Genomic DNA, 23470 nt, shown 5'->3' on the forward strand with positions numbered 1-23470 from the left:
TTTGCCGTGATCCGGCGGCCAGAGTCACCTGAGCAGCGACACCTGGCTGTTCTTGTCGAAAACATGAACGCGTCTGCCATCGATCCTGAAGCCAATCTTCTGGTCGGGTTCGATGGGTCTAGGCTGCTGCATGCGCGCCACCACCTCGGTGCCTCCGAGGTCGGCGAACAGCAGGCTCTCGTTGCCGAGCATTTCGGCGAAATTGACCGTCGCGGTGAAATCGGCGCCGAGGTCCGGGCGGGTGCCATGCCCCTCCGGCACGATGTCCTCAGGGCGGATGCCCAGCGTCACCGGGGTTCCGGGCGCGGGCAAATCGAACCGCTCGGCGGGCACCGGCAGGCTGATGCCGCCGGCTTGGATCGTGTTGTCGGCGCCGACCACGGCATCGATGAAATTCATCGACGGCGCGCCCATGAAGCCGGCAACGAACTGGTTCTGCGGCCGCTCAAACACTTCGATCGGGCTGCCGATTTGGGCCACCAGCCCATCCTGGAGCACGACGATCTTGTCGGCCAAGGTCATGGCCTCGACTTGGTCGTGGGTCACGAACACCACCGTGGCGCCGAGCTGGCGCTGCAGCCGCTTGATCTCGATGCGAGTCTGGTTGCGTAGCTTGGCGTCGAGATTGCTCAGCGGCTCGTCGAACAGGAACACTTCGGGCTGGCGCACCATGGCGCGGCCAATGGCGACGCGCTGGCGCTGGCCGCCCGAGAGCTGTGACGGCCGCCGGTCCATATAGGGATCGAGCCCCAGCATGGTTGCAGCCTCGCCGCGGCGGCGGTCGATTTCGGACTTGTCGACGCCGGAAATCTTGAGGCCAAAACCCAGATTGTCGGCCACGCTCATATGCGGATAGAGCGCGTAGCTTTGGAACACCATGGCGATGCCGCGGTCGCGCGAGGGCAGGTCATTGACCAGCTTGCCGCCGATCTTGAGCTCGCCATGCGAGATGGTTTCCAGCCCCGCGATCATGCGCAGCAGGGTGGACTTGCCGCAGCCGGAGGGACCGACCAGCACCACGAAAGTGCCGTCCTCGATATCGATATCGACGCCCTTGATGGCGACGAATTCGCCGTAGATCTTGATGATGTTGCGCAGGGTAACCGTTGCCAAATCTAGTCCTCCTAGCGCTGTGCCGGATCGGCGTAGCGACTTTCGGGCTGTACCGAATACCAACCGGGCCGCTGCGGATCGCGATCATAGGTGTAGCCGCCGACGTCGCGATAATGGCCGGCATAGTGGGCCAGCTTGTCGCGATCGACCTCGACGCCGAGGCCTGGGCCCTTGGGCAGGGCGATCTCGCCATCGACATATTGCAGCTTGCCGCCGACGATGATGTCGTCGAGCAGGTGATGATAATGCGCATCGGCGGCGAAGCTCATATTGGGCAGGGCAGCGCCGAGATGGAGCATGGAGGCGAGTTGAACGCCCGCCTCGCCCGACGAGTGCACGCTGGTGCCGAACTGGAAGGCCTCGAGGATTTGGCCAGCGCGATAGGCCTGCCGCAGCCCGCCCCAGAAGGTGGTATCGAGAAGGATTACATCGACAGATTCATTGCGAATGCAGCTCGCCAATTGTTCGAAATTGACCACCACGGTATTGGTCGCTGTGGGAATGGAAATGCGGTCGCGCAGGCGGCGCATGCCTTCGAGGCCGAAACACGGGTCCTCGAAATAATCATTGCGGATATGGGCGATCTGCCCGGCCACGCGGATGGAATCCTCGACCGACCAGACGCTGTTGGGATCGAGCCGGAAGCTGTCGCCCGGAAAGGCATCGGCCAGCGCCGAGAACACTTCCACATCATGATCAGGCTTGAACACGCCGCCCTTGAGCTTGTGGGTCTTGAAGCCGTTCAGCGACTTCTGCCGCTTGGCTTCCTTGACGATTTCGTCGGCGGTGAACTCGTCGCCAAAGCCGTTGTCGGCATTGCCATAGCGGTAGAACAGGTAGCTAGCGAAGGGGATCGACTCGCGAAGCGCGCCGCCGATCAGGTCGCAGGCACGAATGCCCAGCGCCTTGCCCGCCACGTCCATGCAGGCCATTTCGATGGCCGCATGCACCTGCATGCGCGAATTATAGAGGCTGGCCACCGGGTTCATGATCTTCCAGCGCAATTGTTCGAGCTGTAGCGGATCGTGCCCCTTGAGATAGGGCAGCAGGCTGGTCACCGAATTTTCGGCACTCTCGCCGCCGCCGCCCAATTCGCCCCAGCCGGACAGGCCCTCGTCGGTGATCACCTCGACCATGGTGCGCACGAACCGGCCCCAATGGGCGCCCGACGCGTGGCGCAGCGGCGCTTCCAGCGGCAGCGCGATCGTGGTGGCCTTGATATCGACGATCTTCATTCGGCTATTTCCCCGATTTCGTGGGTGCGCCCGGAATACGGGCCAGCAATCCGCCATCGACCCGCACCGTTTCACCGGTCATGAACGAGGCTTTTTCCGACAGCAGGAAGGCAATCACGTTGGCGATTTCGTCGGGCCGGGCGCGACGGCCGAGCGGGTGCATGGTGTCGACTTCGACATTGAGGCTGGCCGGATCTGGATCGAGGTTGATGGCGTCGCGCAGCATCGGCGTGTCCACCGAACCGGGCGCCACGCCAAGCACGCGCACGCCATTGGCGGCTTCGTCCATGGCCATGCCGGTGACGAGACCGATCAGGCCGTGCTTAGCCACCACATAGGCCAGCGCACCCTTTTGCGCGGCCATGCCCTGCACAGAAGCAGTGATGACGATGGCGCCCTTGTTGCGCCGCAGCTCGGGCATTGCCGCCTTGGCGACGAGGAACCCGCCGGTCAGGTTGACCGACAGGACTTCGGCCCAGAGCGCCTCGGTGGTGGTGACAACGTCGCCATAACGCTGGATGCCGGCATTGTGGGATACGCCGCCCAGCCCGCCGAATTTCTCGACCGCCAGTCGCACCGCGGCCTCGCAATCGGCCAGTACGCTGACCGAGCCAACCTGGGTGGCGACCGACCCGCCAATCTCGCGCGCTGTCTTTTCCAGCGCCGCCGCATCGCGGTCCAGCAGCACGAGGTTCTTGCCCTCGGCCACCAGCGCCTCCGCCACGGCCCGGCCAATGCCCATCGCGGCGCCGGTCACCAGAATTGTGCTTTTTGCGTCGTTCACCGACGTCCTCCCACTCTTGCCAAATGAATGTAGAGCTACCATACTAGTCGTGTCAATTGGCTTCTGACCTCGGCTACGAGCGTCCAGAAGCGGCAGCAAGCCGCCCAAAGCCCTGAGGAGAGTGCGATGCCCATTCACGCTTTTGCCGGCAGCCTGACGCGTTCCATGCCGCAATACGGCGCGGCCAATGGCGAGGGAATCAGCCGGCTGAGCTTTGACGAGACAACAGGCAAACTCGCCACGACGGGTGTCACTGGCAGCATCGACGACAGCACCTGGCTGGTGACCAATCGTGCCGGCGACCGGCTTTACGCGACCTGCGAAGTCACCGGCACGCAGGAAAGCGCGGTCGCCGCTTATCGGATCGATCCATCAAGCGGCGATCTCTCGCTGATCAATCAATTCCCCACCGGCGGCAACGAAGCCTGCCACGCCAGCATCACGACGGACGGCCGCTTCCTCGCCGTCGCCAACTATAACGGCGCCACGCCCGCCGGCTCGCCTGACCAATCCATCGCCATCTTTCCGCTCGCAGCGGATGGTGCGCTGCTTCCAGCCGTTGCCCATGTCCGCCACGCCGGCTCCGGCCCCAACGCCGACCGGCAAGCGACCGCCCACGCCCATTGCGTCATCCCAACGCCCGATGGCGAATTCCTTTACGTCGCCGATCTCGGTATCGATCGCTTGGTGGCCTACAGCCTCGGCGGCGACGGCGGCCTCACCGCCGTTCCCACTCGCGATTTTGCCCTACCGCCCGGCCTCGGTCCGCGCCACATCGTGTTATCGGCAGACGGCCAGCTCCTGTTTATGGTCAGCGAACTCATCCCCACGGTGATGAGTTTTGCGCTCGCGGCGGATGGCACTCTGACGGCGATCTCGACAATCCCGGTCCCACCCTCCAGCGACACCATCGTGCAACCGGCCGGCATCGTGCTTTCGCCCGACGGCCGCCACCTGCTGGTTTCGCTACGCGTCTGCAATGAAGTGATCGGCTTTGCGGTCGATCCCTCAACCGGCGCGCTCCGCCAGACCGGCCGCTGGCCTTGCGGCGGCGCCACGCCGCGCGCGCTGGGTTTCGCCCCGTCCGGCCGACACGTCGTGGTCGTCAACCAGGACTCCGACGCGCTCACAGTCTTCGCCTTCGATACCGACAAGGGCCTGCTGGGCGACATCGTCCAGCAGCACCGCGTCGGCACGCCGATGTCCCTCGCCTTCGCCGGCTAACCCTCACCCGCTTTCGCCAACCCGAGCATTTGTCATGATCAACGAAATCCTCTTCGTCCATCACAGCCACACCGATATCGGCTACACCCACCCCCAGCCGGTGGTGATGGAACTGCACCGCCGCTTCATCGACGAAGCCCTCGATATCGCCGAACGCACGCAGGACTATCCCGACGACAGCCGCTTCCGCTGGACCTGCGAGGTGACCGGCATCACCATGGATTGGTGGAAGCACGCCGCCACGCACGATCGCGACCGCTTCCTCGCCGCCGTCAAGCGCGGCCAGTTCGAGGTGGCCGGCATGGGCTGGCACATGACCCCGCTGATGGACCACGGCATGGTGGTGGATGTGCTCAAGGCGATCCAGTTCTTCCGCGATCTTGGCATTCCCGTCCGCTCGGCGATGAACACCGACGTCAATGGGCTGCCCTGGGGCGTTGTGGATGCGCTGCTCGACCACGGCATTACGGGCATCAGCATGGCGATCAACGAGCACTATGGCCATGCGCTAAAGCCCTGGCCGCGCGCCTTCAACTGGGAAGCCCCCGGCGGGCGCACCATCACCGCCTACAACGGCTTCATCTATGGCGTCACCAGCGACAAGAGCCTGCGTATCCCCACCGATATGGACGAAGCCCGCCAGCGCGTGCCGGCGTGGACCAAGCGCTGGGAGAAGGACGGCTACCCCCATCCTTTCCTGATGCAGCAGATCACCAATGTGCGCTACCACGACAATGCCTCGCCGCAGGCCGTGCTGCCCGATTTCGTCCGCCGCTTCAACGAGGGCAATGCGGAGCATGGCGGCGTCAAGCTGCGCTTCGGCACGATCTCGGAATTCTTCGATCGTATCCGTGCCCAGCCGGCCGAGACCCTGCCGACCTTGCGCGGCGACTGGACCGACTGGTGGAATTTCGGCGCCGGCAGCACGGCGCATGAAACCGCCCAGGCCTTGCGCGGCCAGCGCGATCTCGATGAGGCACTAGCGCTCGAAGCCTGGCACCCCGGCGCCACGCCGCGCCGCCGGGCCATGCTGCATGATACCGCCCGAGCCGGGCTGGCCCTTTACGCCGAGCACACCTGGGGCGCCGACCGCTCGATCAGCCATCCGCATTCGCCCGAAACGCGCACCCAGCAATTGCTCAAACTTGCGACGGCCGCCGACGGCGCCAGCGTCGCCCGAATGCTGCGCCGTGATGGCCTGGAACAGCTCGCCATCGATGCCGGCGGCGACGAGCCGCGCCTTCTGGTGTTCAACCCGCATCCCTTTGCGGTCGAGCAGTCGATCCGCCTGCCCTATGTGCCACCGCTGGCCGGCGCACCCGATCCCAAGATCGGTTTCGGGCTTGAAGATATCGTGCCCACCGGGCCCTCGTCGCACCGCATCCAGCGCCAGGACGTGATCCTGTCGGACCTGTCGGATGAGCGCGCCTATTGGACCACGCCGATCGCCGTGCCGGCTTTGTCCTATGTGACGCTGCCGGCCGCCGAGGTGCGGCCCGCCGCCACAGATGGACTTTCGGCCGCCGATGGCACGCTCAGCAACGGCCGCCTCACCGTTATCCTCGACCAGGCATCGGGCGGCGTCACCTCGCTCAAGCTTGACGGCGTCGAATATGCCGGCGCGGCGACGGAAAACCTGAAGTTTGGCGTGCCGGTGCTCGAGCGCATCGCCAGTGGCTTGCGCACCGACATGTTCGCCCCCGTGGAGCTGGAATCGCCCGATTGGCACAAGGCCTGGCACACCGACTGGAAGGCCCAGCGCGATGTGCCCGCCACGGTCGAAAACACCCGCGCTACGGTGCAGCGCGGCAGTGCCGAACTGGCGCAGCGGTTCGTCATGGCCAATGGCGACAAGATAGAGATCACCTATCGCCTGTTGCCTAATGACCCTAGCCTGCATCTGGAGGCCGTGGTCAGCAAGCAGGCGCAGGGCGATCCGCAATCGCTCTACCTGCCGCTGCCGGCCGCCCTCGCGGGGGCCTGGGGTGTCGATTACGAAACCGGCGGTGCGACTGTCCGGCTTGATGACGAGCAACTGCCATATGCCAGCCGCCACTACATCACCACCCAGCGCTTCATGCGCATTTCCGATGACCAGCGCGAGCTGACAGTCGCGTGCCCGGATGCCCCGCTCTGGCTGATCGGTGGGCTCAACTATGGCCGTTTTGGTGATCCCGACGGGCGGGTGGCGCGCGACAATCCGACCTTGATCGCCTGGCTCACCAACAATTACTGGAGCACCAATTTCCAGGCTGACCAGGGCGGGGAAATCCGCTTTCGCTTCACCATCCTGCCTTCGGCCAAGCAGGGCCTCGGCCGATCCATCCAGGGCGCCCTCGCCCAGGTTCATCCGTTGGCGGCGCATCTTTATGCCGAACGCGGCCCGGTCAACAGCACCGCCGCCTCACTGCTCACCACCGAACTGGGCGGCCTGCTGCTGACGCGGCTCGAAGTCGATGGCAACGGCCTGGCGCTGACGCTGCTCAACCCGAGCGATGAGACCGTCGAAGCCGGCATCGGCGCCGGCACGTTTCAGCCGGCCAGCGCCAAGCGAACGTCCCTGAGCGGCGCGCCTCTGGAACCGCTGCCCTGCGACAATGGCACTGTGCGCATATCCGTCGCGCCCCGTGCCTGGACCCGCCTGGAGATCAAAACCAACTAACCCCGCTCACCGGGTCATTCCCGCGAAGGCGGGAACCTCCGTTGCCGAACCATCAGCACAAACAGAGGTCCCCGCCTTCGCGGGGATGACCCGGTGGGGGGCAATTCCAGAGCCACTGCCGCCCGCCCAAGGAACCGCCCGATGAGCAAGATTAAGACCATCTATATTTGCAACCACGCCCACACCGATATCGGCTTCACCGATTATCAGGAGCTGGCCTTGCGCCAGCATGGCGAGTTCGTCGGCCAGGCGCTCGACCTGATCGAGGCTACGGACACTTTCCCGGCCGAAGCGCAGTATCGCTGGACGATCGAAACAACCGGGCCGTTCCTCAAATACCTGCGGCAGGCGAGCAAGGCCGAAATTGCCCGCTTCCGCCACTGGCACGAGCAGGGCCGCATCGACATCGCGGCCATGCAATACAACATGACGCCGCTGCTCAATGTCGAGCAGATGCACCGCAGTCTTTATCCGCTGCGGGCTTTGCGTGACGAGTTCGGCTTCCATGTCGAAGCGGCGATGCAGGATGACGTCAATGGCGTGTCCTGGCTTTATGCCGACCTGCTGGCCGATCTCGGCATCAAGTTCTATACGGCCGCGATCAATCCCATTCGTGGCGCGCGGCCAAAACCCTTCCCCGGCGCCTTCCGCTGGGAGGGCCCTAGCGGCAAGCAGGTGCTGGCCTGGAACGGCTATCACTACCTGTTCGGGCGCAGCCAGGCCGGGCTGGGCAATTGGGATCTGGTGGATCGGCTGCTGCCGCGCTGGATCGATGAGCTGGAGGCCGACGAGAGCTATCCGTTCGATTTCCTCTACTGCGAAAGCACTCATCCGGTGCGCGTCGATAACGGCCCGCCGGACGCGCGCATGCCCGACTTCGTCAAGCGCTGGAATGCCGAGGGCCGCCCGTACCGGATGGAGTTCATCACCGTCACCGATTTTGGCCGCCTGCTCGAAGGCAAATACGCCAAGGTCATCGGCATCCAGCGCGGCGACTGGACCGATCACTGGGCTGATGGCGTCGGCTCCTCGGCCTTCGAGGTCGGCGTCAACCGCGCCGCGCACGAAATCGTGGGCATCGGGGAGAGCCTCGAGGCCTGGCGCCGCTCCAAGGGCCAGAGCGCCTGGAACGCCGACCATGCCGCCAAAATCTATGAGTCGATGACGCTGTTCGATGAGCACACGTGGGGCGCCTATTCCTCGGTCGAAGCGCCGCACTCGCTGTTCAGCCGGGCGCAGTGGAACCGCAAGGCCGGCTATGCCTATACGGCGGCCATGGAGGGCCACGGCTCGGTCGCCAAGGCGGCAAATGCCCTGGCGCCGCCGCTGGGCACCAAGGGGCCGGAAGGCATCTTCAATCTCGGCAATCTCGATCCCGCCGAGGCCTTCAAGCCTTCCGGCATCGATGACGTGCTGGTGTTCAATACCTTGCCCTGGGAGCGCCAGGTCATCGTCGAGGAACCCGAACCGCGCGGTAGTGCCGCTCCCGTCGGCATGCTCGACACCTTCTTCAACCGCCGCAGCACCTGGGGTGGTCCCCGTCCCCTCCCCGAAATTCGTCGTGTCGCCGGCATTGTGCCGCCGATGGGCTATGCCTTCCTGAACCTCCGGAATGGCGTACCAGCCGGCGACCTCAAGGCCGCAGGTGACACAATCGAGAACCAGCACTATCGGCTCAAGATCGATCGCCAGAGCGGCGCCATCGCGGAGTTCTTCGACAAGGCGCAAGACCACGATTTCGCAGCCAAATATCAGGGCTGGGGTCCGGGCGAGTATATCTACGAGACCGTGGATTCCCCCGATGACCGTCTCGCCATCGCCGATATCAGCTTCGACAAGCCCGAATTCTTCACCGGCCACACTGATACGCCATGGAAGCGTGGAACCGCGAGCAAGGTAACGCTGGATGAGGCGAAAATCTTCGAGGGCCGCGCCTCGATCACCGTGCATATCGAGGCGCCTGGCGTTTCAGCTGCAAGCGTTGTCTATGCGCTCGACGCCGCCACCAAATGCGTCGTGGTCGATTGGAGCATCGACAAGCTGGAACACAGGGAGGCCGAGGCGGTGTTCATCGCCTTCCCGTTCCGGCTCGACGCGGCCAATTTCACGCTCGACCTCAACGGCATTCCCGCCGTGCCCAATGACGACCAGCTCGATGGCGCCGCCAAGGATTGGTATCCGGTCGGTCGCTGGGTCGATGTCAGCGATGCCCAGCGCGGCGTCACGGTCGTGCCCCTCGACGCGCCGCTGGTGCATCTGGGTGGCGTCACCACCGGCAAGTGGGCGCGCACGTTGCGGCCCGAGGGTCCGACGATCATGAGTTGGGCGCTCAACAACCACTGGCTGGTCAACTTCGCCGCCAGCCAGTCCGGCCGCATTCCGCTGCGCTATCGGCTGGTCACACATGACGGCCCGGTCGATATCGCGGCCGCCGCCCGCTTTGCGGCCGAAGTCGCGGTGCCGCCCGTCGCCATGCGCGACATCGCCCCCACCGGCAGGCGTTCGGACAGCTTCTTTTCCGCTGATCCGGCGTCGCCGGTTCTGGTCACCGCCAAGCCGGGCGAAGACAATGGCTGGGTGGCGCTGCGCCTGCAGAACCTGTCGGATCGGCCAGCCACTCAGACCGTCACCTTCACGGGCTCGCCCGCCGCGGCCCGCGCCGCCGATCCCATTGAGCATCCCGGCGCCGCGCTGCCGCTCGATGGCAAGGCTCTCAGCGTCGACCTCAAGCCGCTGGAAATCCGCACCGTTCTCGTGCGCTTTACCCCCTGATCGAGCGGCCGCCGAAATTCACACGATTTCGGCGGGCTCTACCGCAACCCGATAGCGCGTGACGAACCGCTCGCCAGCGGTGAACTTTCGCGTCGTCGCGACGCCGCGCCGCGAGATCGGGTTGTCGGCCGCCGAAATCTGCTGGCCGAGGTCGAAGGCCGAGCAGATCGGCTCCAGCCCCAGCGCCAGGTGCCGGCCGTTCCACGGCGCGAAGGTTCGGCCGCGATTGGTGAACCAGAGCAGCGCGCTGGGGAAATGCTCGCGGTTCCACTTGAGCCGCACCCGGTAGCCCTCGGCCGCGTTCCACAGCGCGGCGTGACCCGGCATGTCGATGAGTTGCAGCAGTTCCTCGGTATTGTAGGGCAACGGCAAGCGGCTGACATCGAGCCGCGATCCATCGAGCAGCGGCACATCGTTCCAGCGCGGCAGGAACTGGTCCTGCTGGAAGATCGACGATGCGTCGGTGGCGACTGGAAAGGTCGCGCCGCTCACATCGGCGCCGACCTCGATATGCATCGCGCCGGTCTTGGCTGGCAGGCGGAAACAGGGATGCAGTCCCAGCGGCAACTCGCAGTCCCGCCGCACATTGATGACCAGCTCGAAATCGAGCGCGGCGCTGGTCGGGTCTGGCGTTATGCGGCGTTCAAGCGAGGCGATGGGGTGGTCGTCCGGATAGGCGATTGACAATGCGATCCCGGTGCCGCCATCGACAAAGGTCCACGCATTGTTCGATCCGAAGCCGTGCGGAAAGCTGTCGACGGTGCCGGCGCTGTGGGAGCCTGGCCAGTCGCCCATCGACGCCCGGTCCGCATCCGAACCGAACGGCACGCAGGGCCATTCACCACGCAACCGCCGCAAGATCCCCGGCAGGTCCTCGCCTCCCGGCTCGTTCCCCCAAGGCGCGATCTGGAATGGCGCGACCTGGCGCCCATCGGGCAGGACGAACGATGTCGCCCCCAGCATGCCGCCAAGGCTTTCCACGCTGGTCACGCCATGATCCCAGGCCAATGCCCGCTTGTCTTGGCTCATTGTCGCTCCCCATCCACCGGCTCCACTATCGCCTGCGATACGCCGATGGTTCAACACCTAACCGGCTTCAGCGAACCCGGGCCGCGGCGAGCGGGAGGGAAATCTCGAACAGCGCGCCGCCACCGGGCGCGTCACCAACGGTGATATGGCCGTGATGGCGGGCCACGATATCGCGGACCAGGTTTAACCCCAGCCCGGCCCCCTGATCCAGCGGCACGATGCGGTTGAAGGGCTCAAAGATCGTCGAGCGATGCTCCTCGGCAATGCCGGGGCCGGTATCGGCGACGCGCAGCGAGCCATCGCGGCCGACAGCGACGTGGATCGCCGTCTTCTTGCCACCGTGAATGACCGCATTCTGGATGAGATTGACGATAGCGCGCGACAGTGAGGCGGGATCGGCGGCCACCGTGACGGTGTCAATCTCGGCGTCGAAGGATATTTCATCACCGGCGGCGATCGCCAGGGGGGCCATGTCGGCCGTGACCTGCGCGGCCAGGTCCACCAGATTGACCGGCTGGAAAACCGTGCTGTCGGCATCGAGCCGTTGCAGGTCCAGCAACTGGTTGGCCAGATTGCCCAGGCGGGCGACATCGAGCATCAGCCGGCTGCGCTGCTCATCGTCGGGCAATAGCTCGACGCGGGTATAGAGAATGGCGATCGGGGTGCGCAATTCATGGGCGGCATCGGCCAGAAACCGCTGGCGGCGTTCGATGCCGTCGTCGAGCCGCTGCAGGGCTGAGTTCACTGCCCGCACCAGCGGATGCAATTCGTCGGGCACATGGGCGGACGAGAGGCGCACGCCGCGCTGGTCGACATCGATGGTGTCGGCCTCCGCCGCGATGTGGTCGACGCCGCGCAACTGGCGCGTCACGACCACAGGGATATACAAGAATGAGACCACGGTAAAAACGAACAGCAAGCCAATAAAAATGGGGTTGGCGAAGGCTCCCACGATTGACTTGGCGCCAATTTGCGGGCCACCGGCAGTCAGAACCCACAGCTGGCCGGCTTGGCTATCGTGACGTCGCACGATAGCCACCGTCGACGCGCCCGTACCGATGTCGGCGATATTGGCCGAGTTCAGCCGGGTCAGGCCCACCAGCATGGGCACGATGCGGGCCGGCACCGGCCCCATCTGCACCGAGGCACCGTCAGCGTCGGAAGCGTAGAACCACAGGGTGGGGTAATTGGCGGCAACCCGCTGCAACGCGTCGTTGGGGGTGAGATCCAGACCGCCCGCGGCATTGCGGTGCACCGAATCGGCGATGTCATTGACGACGCGGTCGTCGAGGCCCTGCTCGGCGCTGATCAACCGGATTATGGGAATGGCGACCGCGCCGGTAAAGGCCAGCAGCACTAAGGCTTGCATCAGCACCATGCGCCAGGTCAGCCGGCCGCGGAGAGAGGTCGGTCCCCAGGCCCTCATATGGCGGCCTTCAGCAAATAGCCCAAGCCCCGAATACCGTGGATTTCCACATCCGCGCCGCTCAGCTTACGTCGCAGCCGGGAGATGTGCGCATCGAGCGTGTTGGACGCGATCTCGTCGTCATAGCCATAGACCGCCTCCTCCAGTGCGCTGCGCGCCACCGTCCGCCCGGAGCGCCGCACCAGGATTTCCAGCGCCAGCAGTTCGCGGCGGGTCAGGTCCAGCGGCTCGCCCGCCACCTCGGCCAGACGCTCGGTCAGGTTGAAGCGCAATTTGCCGACGCTGACCGAGCTTTCCCCGAGCTGGGCGGGCCGCCGCATCACCGCGCGCAATCGCGCCAGCAGTTCATCGGTGGAAAAGGGCTTGGCCAGATAATCGTCGGCGCCGTGATCGAGTCCGGAAACGCGCTGGTCAGGGCTGCCCAGCGCCGACAGCACGATGACCGGCAGCCCCGCCTGTTCGCGCCGCAGTAGCGGGATCAGTGACAGGCCATCGCCGTCGGGCAGCTTGCGATCGAGCAGCACGGCGTCGTGTACGCCGCTGCGGCAGGCCTCCTCGGCGATCTCCAGCGTGCGGGCGTGGTCCACGACAATGTCGTGGCGACTGAGCGCGGCGGTCAGCGCGGCCGCCATGTCCATCTCGTCTTCGACCAGCAAAATACGCATGCCACTATCCTATCTGACTTTATTCCAGTCTAGCGACAGACATTGCGGCTGCATTGCGCGGCGCGCAACGTTCACGCAATCCAGCGCGAGCATTGGTGAGATCACAGGCCGCAATCGGCCCTATTTTTTCGTCATGCGAGGCCGCAATGAACCAATCCGACCCCGTCGCCGAGACCGCCGTCGTCAACACAGCGCCCCGGCGTCGCGCAAAATGGTTCTGGCCCGTCGCCCTGCTAGTCGTGGCCACCGGCGGCGCGTCCGTGCTGCTGGTCAATCATCTGCCGCCGCCGCCGGTCGCAGCCACGGTGAGCGCGCCGCAAGTGGTGCGCACGATGCGGCTGCATCCCATGGAAGTGGTGACCATCACGCCACAGCGGATCGAAGACCTAGTCAAGGTCACCGGCACCATCCATCCCGTACAGGAAGCAGCGATTGCCGCCCAGGTCAGCGGGCTAGCCGAAACCGTCGCTGTGCGGCCCGGCGATAGCGTCGCGGCCGGTCAGCTATTGGTTGAGGTGGGCACCACTGACCTGCAATTGCAGTTGGACCAGCAGCGCAGCACCATGGCGTCGAACGAAGTGCAATTGCGCGCGGCCCAAGCGACGCTCGACCGCACGCGCCTGTTGGCCGACAAGGGGCTGGCGGCGCAGACGACGCTGGATAGCGCGCAAGCCGAGGTCGACCGCCTGAGCGCTGCCATTGCCACCCAGCAAAGCCAGGTCGCGCAGGCCGAAACGAATTTGCGGCGCGCCCGCGTCACGGCGCCCTTTGCGGGCACCGTGGCCTCGCGCAGCATCGAGCCCGGGCAGATCGTCAATCCGGGCACCACCATGCTGTCGCTGGTCGAGCTGTCCAGCGTGCGGGTGGAGGTGGTCGCCGCGCTCAAGGATTCGGCGCGTATTGTGGCCGGCCAATCGGTGCGCCTGAGCGTGCAGGGCATGGCGGGGCAGCAGTTCACCGGAACCGTCGATCGGGTGAGCCCGATTGCCGAGGCGGGGACGCGCTCGATCAAGGTTTATCTCGACCTCGACAATGCCGAGGGCAAGCTGCGTGGCGGCATGTTCGTTACCGGCGAGATCGTCGTGCAACAGGATGACGACGTGCTGGCGCTCCCGGTGGAGGCGGTCCAACAGCGGGGCGATGCGAGCTATGTGATGGCGATTGTCGATGGCGTGCTGACTGAGCAAACCATCCAGACCGGCACCAAGTGGGCCGCGGCCGAACTGGTCGAAGCCCGCTCCGGGATCTCGGCCGGCGCCACCATCGTGCGCACGGCCCTGTCGGGCCTGACCGACGGCGCGCCTGTCATCATCGAGGGGAACTGAGCCATGTTCCTCACCTCCATCAGTGTCCGGCATCCGGTCTTTGCTACCATGATCATGGTGGCCATCATGGTGTTCGGCATCTCCGCCTATCGCAGCCTGGCCATCGAGCAGTATCCCGACGTCGATTTCCCCGTCGTCGCCGTGCTGACGCCCTATACGGGCGCCTCACCGGAAGCCGTCGAAACCGAAATCACCCAGCCCATCGAAGAGGCCGTCAACACGCTGGGCGGCATCGATTCGGTGACATCGACCTCCAGCGCCGGTCATTCCACGGTCATCCTGCAATTCACGCTGGAGACGGACCCCGCCGTCGCCGCGCAGGATGTTCGCGACCGGCTCGCGGCGATTGTCGGTCAGATGCCGGCAACAGCCGATACCTCCCAGGTGTTGCGCTTCAATCCAACCGCCAGCCCGATCATGTCGCTGGCCCTCAGCAGCCCGACCCAATCGGTGCTGGACCTGACGGCACTGGCCGACGATGTCGTCTCGCCGGCCCTGACCGCCATTTCCGGCGTGGGCAGTGCAACGGTCGTCGGCGGCCTCGACAATCAGGTCAATATCTTCATCGATCCCGAGCTGCTCAACGCGTTCGGCATTGGCGTCAGCGACGTGATTTCCGCGCTGCAGCAGGATAACCAGACCCTGCCCACCGGCTCGATCATCAACGGCATGCTGGTGCAGACCGTGCAGATTAATGCCGAGGTCCCCTCGGTTGCCGGTTTCCGCGACATCATTGTGGCCAGCAAGGGCGGCGAGACCATTACGGTGGGCGATGTCGCAACCGTCACGCAAGGCCAGTCCGATACCGAGGGCCTGGCGTTCCGCGATGGCGAGCAGGCGTTGGCCATCGACGTGGTCAAGATCGAGGGCGGCAATACCGTCGCCATCGCCCACGCTGTCGAGGCAGCGATTGCCAAGCTCAACAGCGATGGCAGCCTGCCCGAGGACGTGTCTATCGACGTACTGCAGAATTCGGCCGAACCGGTCGAGCAGAATTTCGAGACCGTGCAGGCGACCCTGATCGAAGGCGCGGTCCTGGCCGTCGTCATCGTCTTTGTGTTCCTCAATTCCTGGCGCTCGACCATCATTACCGGCCTGACGCTGCCAATCTCGCTCGTCGGCACGCTGACCGTGGTGAGCCTTCTCGGTTTCACGCTCAACATGATGACCATGCTGGCACTGACGCTGTCGGTCGGCATCCTGATCGATGACGCCATCGTGGTGCGCGAGAACATCACGCGCCATCTGCATATGGGCAAATCCCATATCCAGGCGGCGCTCGACGGCACCAAGGAAATCGGGCTGGCCGTGCTGGCCACGACGCTGTCGATCGTCGCCGTGTTCCTGCCGCTGGCCTTCATGGATGGCATTATCGGCAAGTTCTTCGTGCAGTTCGGCGTCACGGTTTCCGTGGCCGTGCTGATCTCGCTGTTCGTCAGCTTCACGCTCGATCCGATGCTGTCGAGCGTCTGGTATGATCCGCACTCCCAGCCCGATGCCAAGCGCGGCCCGATCGGCCGGCTGATTGGCCTGTTCGACAAGGGTTTCGACAAGCTCTCCCATGGCTATCGCGCCGTGCTCGGCTGGTCGCTGCGACACCGCATCATCACCATGCTGGTGGCATTGATGTCGTTCGGCAGCAGCTTCGTGCTGTTCCCCATGGTTGGCGCCGAATTCATGCCGGCGGCCGATAACAGCCAGATCCAGGTCGATCTCGAGACCCGGGCCGGCTCGTCAACGGCCTACACGGCGGTCAAGGCCCATCAGGTCGAGGCCCTGTTGAAGGCCATGCCCGAGGTCGAGAGCATCTATACGACCGTCAATGCGGGCAGCGCCTCGGGTGAAAACCGCGCCTCGGTCGTCGTGTCGCTTGTCGATCCCGGCGACCGCGCCAGGTCCTCGCTGGAAATGACCGCGCCGGTGCGCGAGGCGCTGCGCTCGATACCGGGCGCCAGTTTCGTCGTCAGCTCCGGCGGCGGTCTGGGCGGCGGCAGCCCGATCGAAGTCAAGCTGCTCGGGCAAAACCTGGACAGCCTCTCCACGGCGGCAGCCGATCTGGCGGACCGCATCGCGGCCATACCGGGCACGGTTGACGTAGACGTCAGCCTGCAACAGGCCCAGCCCATGCTCGATATCGTGCTCGACCGTCAGGCCGCCAGCGATCTGGGCATCGGCATGCAGGCGACAGGTTCGGCTCTGCGCGCCATGTTGGGGGGCGAGACCGCCTCGGAATGGACCAATGCCAGTGGCGACCAGCTCGATGTGGTCGTCCGCCTGCCCGAAGCATTGCGCCAGAGCGTCGATGCCATTGGCGGCCTGCCGATCGCCCAGAGCCAGACCGACACGCCGGTCGCCATCAGGCTGGACCAGATTGCGCAGGTCAATCCTACGGTCGGTCCCAGCGAGATCAGCCGCGAGAACCTGACCCGGCAGGTCAGCGTCACGGCCGATATCGAAGGCCGCGTGCTGGGCGATGTCACGGCCGATATCGATGCCGTCCTGGCCTCGATGGAGCTGCCGGCCGGCGTCAGCGTCGCCCAGGGCGGCGATGCCGAAATGCTGACCGATACCGTCGGCAGCATGGTGTCGGCGCTGCTGCTGGCGGTGATCTTCATCTACCTAGTGCTGGCCAGCCAGTTCGGCAGCTTCCTGCAGCCTCTGGCGATCATGATGGCCTTGCCGCTATCGCTGGTCGGGGTGATGCTGGGGCTGCTGGCCGGTGGCTCGACGCTCAACATGTATTCGATGATCGGCTTCGTCATGTTGATGGGCCTCGTGGTCAAGAACGCGATCCTGCTTGTCGACAATGCGAACCAGCGCCGGCGCGAGGGCGCAACCCTGGTCGATGCCCTGATCGAAGCCGGCGGCACCCGCTTCCGCCCCATCATCATGACCACGCTGGCCATGATCTTCGGCATGCTGCCACTCGCTTTGGCGATCCACGAGGGCAGCCAGCAGAGTGCGCCGATGGCTCATGCGGTGATCGGCGGCCTGATCAGTTCCACCCTGCTAACGCTGGTCGTGGTGCCGGTCATGTTGACCTATGTGGATGCACTGTCGCGGTTTGTCGGCCGCTTCCTGCCGCGCGCACCCGACCATCAGGCGCCGCCTATGGAGCCTGCGCTCCCCCACGTCTGACGCTGATCCCTCCACAGCGTCGCACCCGCACGGCACCCTGCTCCCCCGCAGGGTGCCGTTGCGGCTTTCGCATTAGCTAAGAAATTGAAACTAAAAGCATTTCGCAATGTTCGGGCAATGGAGGGGTGCGAAATTCTGGGTGTTCAATCAGAAAGGAACATCATTATGAAAACCCTCTCCATCGCCGCCATTCTTGCCGTCACCAGCTTCTCGATCGCACCGGCCTTCGCCAGCGACAATGGTGCTTTCAACAGCGACGGCACCACCATCCACGGCCGCTCCGAATTCGCACTGGTCAGCGCCCTGCACGACCGTGGCGTCGTTACCTCCGGCGTCGAAGCCTGGGGTGATCTGATCCTGGCCTGGGTCCCCAACGACAATGGCGGCAGCACCATGGTGTTCTTCGATCCGGACAATCTGCAGCAGGTCAACCCCAACCGCGGCTGACCGGCGCACCTGCAGGCGGTCTCGACCGCCTGCAGCCGACAGAGGAGGACACGATGGCGACCGCAGCAAAAACCAACGGCTACGCGCCGATCCAGATCGGCCTGCACTGGCTGATCGCCGCGCTGGTGATATTCCAACTGGTGTTCGGCCAAAGCATGCAAACGGCGATCCATGCCGCCCAGGACGGGACGGCGCTCGGCGTGACCGACGCCATATTGGCGACGGGCCATTATTGGGTCGGAAGCTCGATCCTGGTGCTCGCGATACTTCGCCTCGTCATCCGCTTGCGCAGTGGCGTCCCGGCCCCCTCGGAAGGCAACAAAATCCTGGCACTCGCCGGCAGGGCGACGCACTGGCTGTTCTATGTTCTGCTGGTGGTCGCACCCGTCAGCGGCCTGCTCACTTTCTATGGCAATCCCGGCTTCGCGAGCGTCCACCGCCTGACACGATCGGCGTTCATCGTTCTCATCGCCCTGCATGCCGTAGCGGCATTGTTCCACCATTTTGTCCTGCGCGACGGTACGCTCAAGCGCATGCTGGTTCCCGCCAAGCCGAGCGATCGATGAGGGACGACGCAGCACGGCCGTCACGAGGTGGCGGTGTGCCAGACGCGCTCGCCAAATGCACCGTCTTCCCGACGCATATACGTGTCCAGGACGGACCCGAACGCGAGGCCGTTGGGGAAGATGTCCGCAATCTGCGACGCATAGGCGCCGATTGCAGCCAGCTTTCCCGGCAAATCGACGGAAATCACCTGCGGGCTCGTCACTTGCCATTGTGTTCGTCCGAGCGCCGCCTCGACACTGTCCGGCGCCGTGACCGGAAACAGGCCCGTCGCATAGGGCAAGTCTTCATAGAGGGCGACATTCATCGCCCGCACCATGGCCAGGCGCCGGACGGCATTGGTCGTCAAGACATGATCCACATGGCGGCCGACGCCGAGCGGGCTCAGAACCAGGTCTGGCGAAATTTCGCTGATCCAGGCGTCGAATAGCTCAACCAAGGCATCGCCGATGCGATCACGATCGGAAGGGGCCCCGAAGACCGATTGTCTGGTGGGATAAAGCGGATCGCCGGCCTGGTCGGCTCGGTACAATGCATCGAGCAAATTGCCATGCAACACGCGCGCCCCAAGCGACGTTACCGACGCAACATCTTCTGCCCGCCGCTGCTCGAACGGGTTTGGCCCGAGGTCCCACAAGGCGTGCAGTTCCAGCGCCAGCGGCGATATGCGGGCGCCAGCGGGCGTGTCGGCGGTGAAGGCCGTGGCGACGATGACCTCGGCCCCATTGGCGACGGCCCGCTCGATTATGCCGCCGACGCTCAATACCCCATCATCCAGGTGCGGTGAAATGACGAGTATCCGTTTGCACGCGTCCACTTCAATGTGCATTCCGCCGTCCACCATCTCGTCCCTCCGCAATCCACGCTTCGAGTATCCTTACGGCATCACCATCGGGGCGGTAAGGCTGGATTGTGGTTGTCATGCCGCTCGCCTGATCGCCCGCTCGCTGGGCGTTGGAATTTCGGCGGCCCGCCTCTGGCGTGAGTTGCAATGGGGGCCGTTGCGGACGTATCTGCTGATGCGGACCGGGGAGTTTGAGCGTGAATTTGTTGCGGGAACTCAGCATGGGGGAAATCGTGTCGCGACTCGTCGCCGCGATTGTCTACGCCGGTCTCCAGGGACTGTTATTGGCCGGGCTGGCCAGGATATTCGGGGACCAGCGGCCGGCCCATGACGGACGACTGACGCCCAATCCGTTCGTCCATCTGTCGGTATGGGGGGCGGCGATGGCAGCGCTATTCGGCATGAGCTGGATCCGCACGATCTGGTTCGATGCCAAGGCCAATCGACTGGGCCGGTGGAGGATCGTACTCGTGGCGGTCCTGGGGCTGGCCGCAATGGTGGCGCTGGTGCCGCTGCTCGACCTACTGAGGGGACCGGCGCTGCTGCTGCCACGCACGGGGGGCTATGCGGTGCTTTACGTGCTGGGGCAGTTGCAGGCGGTGGCAATTGCGTCCACAGCGCTGAACCTGCTGCCCGTTCCCGGCCTCGTTGGGGGGAGCCTGCTGCAGGCGATCTGGCCGAATGCCGAGCGGCGGCTGCGGCGGCTGGAGCCGTTCGGGCTGGCGCTGGTGATCGTGGCGATCGTCGCCGGCTGGATGCCCAACCTGGCGACGACGCTGTTGCCGTTGTTGCAGGTGCGCTGACTACTCGCCGGCGTGGCCGGTATAGCCGTATTTCTCCATCAGCGACGCAATGGTGCCATCCTGAACCAGCGCGTCGATCGCCTGATCGACCTGGCTGCGCAGGAAAGTATTGCGGCTCGAGACCAGCGCGCCAACGTTGATATCGGCCAGCGGGATTGGATCGTTGGCGATAACGCGCAGCTTGTCGGCGCCGGGGTGTTCTTTCTGCAGGCGAGCCAGCGCCGGCTGCCAGAGAATCATGCCCGCAATGGTGCCGTCGAGGACGCGGGTCGCCATCTTGTCGAAGTCGGCGTAGGGGAAGCGGATCCAGCGATCTGGCTTGGCCTGCTGCTGCGCCCAGGTGATGTAGTTCATCTCGCCAAGGCTCGCCATGGCGGTGCCCAGCTTGCGGTCCTTCGGGATATCGCCCAGGCTCTGCCAGTCGGGCTCGGCCACCGCGATCACGAAGGGAATGGTGGCATAGGGCCGGGTCAGCGAAAACGCATCCGACAAGGGTGAATTGGCGGAAATCGAAACGCCCATGAACATGTCGCAGGTGTTGTTCATGGCCAGCGTCAGCTCATCGATGAAGCCGTCGCCATTGAGCGGAAAGCCGCCAAAACCCTCGATCACATTGACCTGCAGGAACAGGGCGTCGCCGATCGCCTTGGCGATTTCCTCGTCGAACGGCCGGGCCAGGCTGGTGACGTCGAAGCAGACATTGATCGCGTCGCCGGCGAGGCGGCGCGTATTGTTCATCTCTTCGGGTGGGATGCCGGAAGACTGCCCAAAGGCAGCGGTCGTCGCCAGCATTGCCAGGCCCACGGCGAGAAAACGCAACATGGTATTCTCCTAAAAGCGAAAGGGGCCGAAGCCCCTTTCTTTTGTTTCCTGCAGTTCAGCTTAGTTGGTGGCCTTGGGCAGCTTGAACACGAAGATCGAATTGCCCGAACCGGTTGGCAATGGGATTTCCGGGAAGGCCGAGGCGATTGAGCTGGCGGCATTGGAATAGCCGGTCGGCACAACGAGGTACTGCTCGCCATCGATCTCGTAGGTCGACGGATAACCGCCCACTGGAGCATTCAGGCGCTGGGTCCAGACGATGTCGCCAGTCTTCTGATCCCAGGCCTTGATATCGCGAGCGGCGTCACCGCCGAACACGAGGCCACCGGCAGTGGCCAGCACCGAGGAGGTCATCGACGGACGGCTGCGGGCCTGCCAGATATGGTCGCCCTGGGTGGGGTTGATCGAGACCGCGTCGAGCAGGCCGGCATCCGTAATGCCTTCAGGCAGAACGCGGGGACCAAACTTGACGGCACCCACGGCATTGCCGGCGGTGAATTCGGTCTGGGTCGGCGCCACGGTGTTGCAGGCTTCGGTCAGCGGCACGTAGTAGGCTTGGGTGAGCGGGCTATAGGAGCCGGTCATCCACAGCTTGCCGCCGGAGACGGAGGCGCAGACGAGATGCTCTTCACCAACGGCCTTGGAGATCAGGTCGGTGTTGATGTTGACGGTGCCGTCGGGATCGATGCTTTTGACGACGTTCTGGACCACGGTGTCCTTGTGCCACAGGTACTTGCCGGTATCGCGATCAAGGGCGAACACAATGCCGTTCTTGCCAGCGGCGGTGACCAGCAGGTGCTGCGTCTTGCCGTCGACGTCCTGGTCGACAAGGATGCGCTCGTATGGGGAGTCCAAGTCCCAGTTGTCGCGCGGCAGGTGCTGATAGTACCACTTGAGCTTGCCGGTCTCGATATCGATGGCGAGCGTCGAGTTCGTATAGAGCACCGAGCCATCGCCCGAACCGCGGATCAGCTCGGAATAAGGACCGGGCATGCCGATGCCCCAGAACGTGGTCTTGGTTGCCGGGTCATAGGAGCCGGTGGTCCAAGGCGTGCCGCCCCAACGGTTTTCAGCAGGAACGTCGCCCCAGCTTTCTTCCTGCTTGGGATTGTTGGGATCATCGATGGTGTTGAAGCGCCAGAGTTCGTCGCCGGTGTTCACGTCATGGGCGAAGATGTAGCAACCGCCAGCGGTACCGGCGATCGAGCAGCCGGAAATTGCGGTGATGATCTTGCCGTCAGCGATGACCGGCCCGACCGTGTAGCTGTAGCCCAGGTTGTAATCGAGAACCTGCTTTTCCCAGACAACCTTGCCGTCGACGGCGCTGAGCACCACGATCTTGGCGTCGGCGGTGGTGAGGATCACCTTGTCCTGGTAGAGCGCGATGGAGTTCTTCTGGCGGCGAGCCTGGTTGGCCTGATAGCTCCAGGATGCCGGAATTTCGGGCAGCACATGGCGGTACTGCCAGATCAGGTCACCGGTCTTGGCGTTGAGCGCCTCGACGATGTTGTTGTTGGTCTGCAGGAACATGACACCGTCATGCACCAGCGGCGCCGTTTCCTGGATGCCGGCTTCGGCCATCGGCCAGGCCCATGCGAGCTGAAGCTTGCCGACCGTATCCTTGTTGATCAGGTCGAGGGGGCTGTAGCCCTGGTTGTTGTAGGCGCCACGATACATCAGCCAGTCTTCGGCCGGGGGATTTGCCAGCATCTCGTCGGTAACGGGCGCATAGGCCGGCTTGGCGTCCTGGGCATGGACCGGGCCAGACAGGGCGAGCAGAGCCGTCGTCGCCACCAGCAGTGATTTCATCAGATCGATTTTCATCGATTTCTCCTACCAACGACGTGTGGTGAGCACGTCTGAGTTGACCATGTTAGTTACCAACCGTGGGGAGTTGCTTGCCCCAGGTAAAAGCTTGCGGGATCGTGGGTGTAGCGGCGGCCGGTGCGGCCGCTGCCTGTTCCGCCGGGGCGGGGCCGCCTGGCAATTGCTTGCCCCAGGTGAAAGCCTGCGGCACCGTAGCCACAGGTTCGGCCGGAGCGGCGGCATCGCCAGCAGGAGCCGCGGCGCCGCCGGCGTCGAGTGCAGCCGCGGCGACACTGGCTGCGCCAGCGGCCGTCTCGGCCGGAAGCGAGATGGCATAGTCACGGTCGGAGGTCAGCGATTTATCGTCGGGCGTCGCGCCGTTGAACTGCATGATATAGGCGATGATGTTGACATAGGTCTCCTCACCCAGCTTGCCGGGTGCGGATGGCGGCATGGCCACCGAGATGAAGTCGTATAGTCCACCGACCGTGTCCCAGTTCTGCATCACGTCGGGACCGACGAGGGCGGGTGCCTCATTGCCTTCGAGATTGCGTCCATGGCACTGGGAGCAGTTGGAATCGAATGCAGTCTTTCCGGCCGTCGCCTGTTCGGCGGTGAAGTTGCCGGCCATGACGGAGCCGGTGCTCAGGGCACTGCAGACCAGGGTCGCAATACCGAGGGGAGCGGCGATCCGCTTGAGTTTGAAAGGCACAGAAACCTCCCTATAAGTTATGATTTACGACAGCAAAATTGTTTGCTCTCAGTCGTTTAAGGCAAAACGTCGTGTCCTAGATTTAGCCCTGGAGAAACC

18 protein-coding genes are annotated in these 23470 nt (G+C 64.3%); 8 read left to right on the forward strand and 10 right to left on the reverse strand.

All coding sequences use genetic code 11. The features are described from left to right. Positions 1-24 precede the first annotated feature (24 nt). Genes ugpC through JWR51_RS20735 form a run of 3 tightly spaced genes read right to left on the reverse strand, consistent with a single transcriptional unit; the run spans position 25 to position 3132 of the window. A complete protein-coding gene (gene ugpC / locus JWR51_RS20725) occupies positions 25-1113 on the reverse strand; it encodes a sn-glycerol-3-phosphate ABC transporter ATP-binding protein UgpC (RefSeq protein ID WP_299752133.1) in 1089 nt (362 codons plus the stop codon). An 11-nt stretch (positions 1114-1124) separates the two neighbouring features. After that, positions 1125-2348, reverse strand: coding sequence for an enolase C-terminal domain-like protein (locus JWR51_RS20730; RefSeq protein WP_299752136.1), 1224 nt, complete (start codon positions 2346-2348; stop codon positions 1125-1127). Between the two features lie 4 nt (positions 2349-2352). Continuing rightward, on the reverse strand, positions 2353-3132 hold the full coding sequence (locus tag JWR51_RS20735) for an SDR family oxidoreductase (RefSeq protein ID WP_299752139.1): 780 nt from the start codon (positions 3130-3132) through the stop codon (positions 2353-2355). A gap of 126 nt (positions 3133-3258) precedes the next feature. Between JWR51_RS20735 and JWR51_RS20740 the strand changes: the two genes are divergently transcribed. From JWR51_RS20740 to JWR51_RS20750, 3 genes are all read left to right on the forward strand, one after another. Beyond that, a complete protein-coding gene (locus JWR51_RS20740) occupies positions 3259-4356 on the forward strand; it encodes a lactonase family protein (RefSeq protein WP_299752142.1) in 1098 nt (365 codons plus the stop codon). Positions 4357-4390: 34 nt separating this feature from the next. Continuing rightward, the gene (locus JWR51_RS20745) at positions 4391-7018 is read left to right on the forward strand and encodes a hypothetical protein (protein WP_299752146.1); all 2628 of its coding nucleotides are present in this window, start codon (positions 4391-4393) and stop codon (positions 7016-7018) included. 141 nt (positions 7019-7159) lie between these two features. Then, positions 7160-9790, forward strand: a complete 2631-nt coding sequence (locus JWR51_RS20750) for a glycoside hydrolase family 38 C-terminal domain-containing protein (RefSeq protein WP_299752149.1) — start codon at positions 7160-7162, stop codon at positions 9788-9790. Between the two features lie 18 nt (positions 9791-9808). Here JWR51_RS20750 and JWR51_RS20755 read toward each other — a convergent pair whose 3' ends face one another. The 3 genes from JWR51_RS20755 to JWR51_RS20765 form a co-directional block, all read right to left on the reverse strand. After that, the gene (locus JWR51_RS20755; RefSeq protein WP_299752152.1) at positions 9809-10819 is read right to left on the reverse strand and encodes a hypothetical protein; all 1011 of its coding nucleotides are present in this window, start codon (positions 10817-10819) and stop codon (positions 9809-9811) included. Positions 10820-10886: 67 nt separating this feature from the next. Next, on the reverse strand, positions 10887-12197 hold the full coding sequence (locus JWR51_RS20760) for a HAMP domain-containing sensor histidine kinase (RefSeq protein ID WP_299752155.1): 1311 nt from the start codon (positions 12195-12197) through the stop codon (positions 10887-10889). A gap of 44 nt (positions 12198-12241) precedes the next feature. Further along, a complete protein-coding gene (locus JWR51_RS20765; RefSeq protein WP_299752158.1) occupies positions 12242-12910 on the reverse strand; it encodes a response regulator transcription factor in 669 nt (222 codons plus the stop codon). Positions 12911-13056: 146 nt separating this feature from the next. Between JWR51_RS20765 and JWR51_RS20770 the strand changes: the two genes are divergently transcribed. The 4 genes from JWR51_RS20770 (at position 13057) to JWR51_RS20785 (ending at position 18386) form a co-directional block, all read left to right on the forward strand. Then, positions 13057-14235 (forward strand): efflux RND transporter periplasmic adaptor subunit, encoded by a 1179-nt coding sequence (locus JWR51_RS20770; protein ID WP_299752161.1) that lies wholly within the window; start codon positions 13057-13059, stop codon positions 14233-14235. Between the two features lie 3 nt (positions 14236-14238). Continuing rightward, positions 14239-17373: an efflux RND transporter permease subunit gene (locus tag JWR51_RS20775; protein ID WP_299752164.1), complete on the forward strand. Its 3135-nt coding sequence runs from the start codon at positions 14239-14241 to the stop codon at positions 17371-17373. Positions 17374-17538: 165 nt separating this feature from the next. Then, positions 17539-17820: a hypothetical protein gene (locus JWR51_RS20780; RefSeq protein WP_299752167.1), complete on the forward strand. Its 282-nt coding sequence runs from the start codon at positions 17539-17541 to the stop codon at positions 17818-17820. Between the two features lie 53 nt (positions 17821-17873). After that, positions 17874-18386, forward strand: coding sequence for a cytochrome b/b6 domain-containing protein (locus tag JWR51_RS20785; RefSeq protein ID WP_299752170.1), 513 nt, complete (start codon positions 17874-17876; stop codon positions 18384-18386). Positions 18387-18406: 20 nt separating this feature from the next. On the opposite strand, the gene JWR51_RS20790 is transcribed toward JWR51_RS20785, so the two are convergent. Next, entirely contained in the window at positions 18407-19213 is an 807-nt protein-coding gene (locus tag JWR51_RS20790; protein ID WP_299752172.1) for a PIG-L family deacetylase, read from the reverse strand. Positions 19214-19425: 212 nt separating this feature from the next. Between JWR51_RS20790 and JWR51_RS20795 the strand changes: the two genes are divergently transcribed. Then, on the forward strand, positions 19426-20031 hold the full coding sequence (locus tag JWR51_RS20795; protein ID WP_299752175.1) for a hypothetical protein: 606 nt from the start codon (positions 19426-19428) through the stop codon (positions 20029-20031). Here the strand turns inward: JWR51_RS20795 and JWR51_RS20800 are convergent, their stop codons facing one another. Genes JWR51_RS20800 through JWR51_RS20810 form a run of 3 tightly spaced genes read right to left on the reverse strand, consistent with a single transcriptional unit; the run spans position 20032 to position 23371 of the window. Continuing rightward, entirely contained in the window at positions 20032-20853 is an 822-nt protein-coding gene (locus tag JWR51_RS20800; RefSeq protein WP_299752177.1) for a transporter substrate-binding domain-containing protein, read from the reverse strand. It abuts the gene before it with no gap. Positions 20854-20913: 60 nt separating this feature from the next. After that, positions 20914-22677 carry a PQQ-binding-like beta-propeller repeat protein gene (locus JWR51_RS20805; protein ID WP_299752180.1) on the reverse strand — a complete coding sequence of 588 codons (1764 nt, stop codon included), beginning with the start codon at positions 22675-22677 and terminating at the stop codon, positions 20914-20916. 49 nt (positions 22678-22726) lie between these two features. Beyond that, positions 22727-23371 carry a c-type cytochrome gene (locus tag JWR51_RS20810; RefSeq protein WP_299752183.1) on the reverse strand — a complete coding sequence of 215 codons (645 nt, stop codon included), beginning with the start codon at positions 23369-23371 and terminating at the stop codon, positions 22727-22729. Positions 23372-23470 lie beyond the last annotated feature (99 nt).

The organism is Devosia sp. (assembly GCF_028290625.1).
Taxonomy (GTDB): domain Bacteria; phylum Pseudomonadota; class Alphaproteobacteria; order Rhizobiales; family Devosiaceae; genus Devosia.

Bases quoted from the DNA above. Each gene is read 5' to 3' on its own strand.
- JWR51_RS20805 (WP_299752180.1), bottom strand. From the start codon at position 22,677: ATGAAAATCGATCTGATGAAATCACTGCTGGTGGCGACGACGGCTCTG.
- JWR51_RS20780 (WP_299752167.1), top strand. From the start codon at position 17,539: ATGAAAACCCTCTCCATCGCCGCCATTCTTGCCGTCACCAGCTTCTCG.
- JWR51_RS20775 (WP_299752164.1), top strand. From the start codon at position 14,239: ATGTTCCTCACCTCCATCAGTGTCCGGCATCCGGTCTTTGCTACCATG.
- JWR51_RS20760 (WP_299752155.1), bottom strand. From the start codon at position 12,197: ATGGTGCTGATGCAAGCCTTAGTGCTGCTGGCCTTTACCGGCGCGGTC.
- JWR51_RS20745 (WP_299752146.1), top strand. From the start codon at position 4,391: ATGATCAACGAAATCCTCTTCGTCCATCACAGCCACACCGATATCGGC.
- JWR51_RS20750 (WP_299752149.1), top strand. From the start codon at position 7,160: ATGAGCAAGATTAAGACCATCTATATTTGCAACCACGCCCACACCGAT.
- JWR51_RS20800 (WP_299752177.1), bottom strand. From the start codon at position 20,853: ATGTTGCGTTTTCTCGCCGTGGGCCTGGCAATGCTGGCGACGACCGCT.
- JWR51_RS20785 (WP_299752170.1), top strand. From the start codon at position 17,874: ATGGCGACCGCAGCAAAAACCAACGGCTACGCGCCGATCCAGATCGGC.
- JWR51_RS20730 (WP_299752136.1), bottom strand. From the start codon at position 2,348: ATGAAGATCGTCGATATCAAGGCCACCACGATCGCGCTGCCGCTGGAA.
- JWR51_RS20770 (WP_299752161.1), top strand. From the start codon at position 13,057: ATGAACCAATCCGACCCCGTCGCCGAGACCGCCGTCGTCAACACAGCG.
- JWR51_RS20790 (WP_299752172.1), bottom strand. From the start codon at position 19,213: ATGCACATTGAAGTGGACGCGTGCAAACGGATACTCGTCATTTCACCG.
- JWR51_RS20765 (WP_299752158.1), bottom strand. From the start codon at position 12,910: ATGCGTATTTTGCTGGTCGAAGACGAGATGGACATGGCGGCCGCGCTG.
- JWR51_RS20755 (WP_299752152.1), bottom strand. From the start codon at position 10,819: ATGAGCCAAGACAAGCGGGCATTGGCCTGGGATCATGGCGTGACCAGC.
- JWR51_RS20740 (WP_299752142.1), top strand. From the start codon at position 3,259: ATGCCCATTCACGCTTTTGCCGGCAGCCTGACGCGTTCCATGCCGCAA.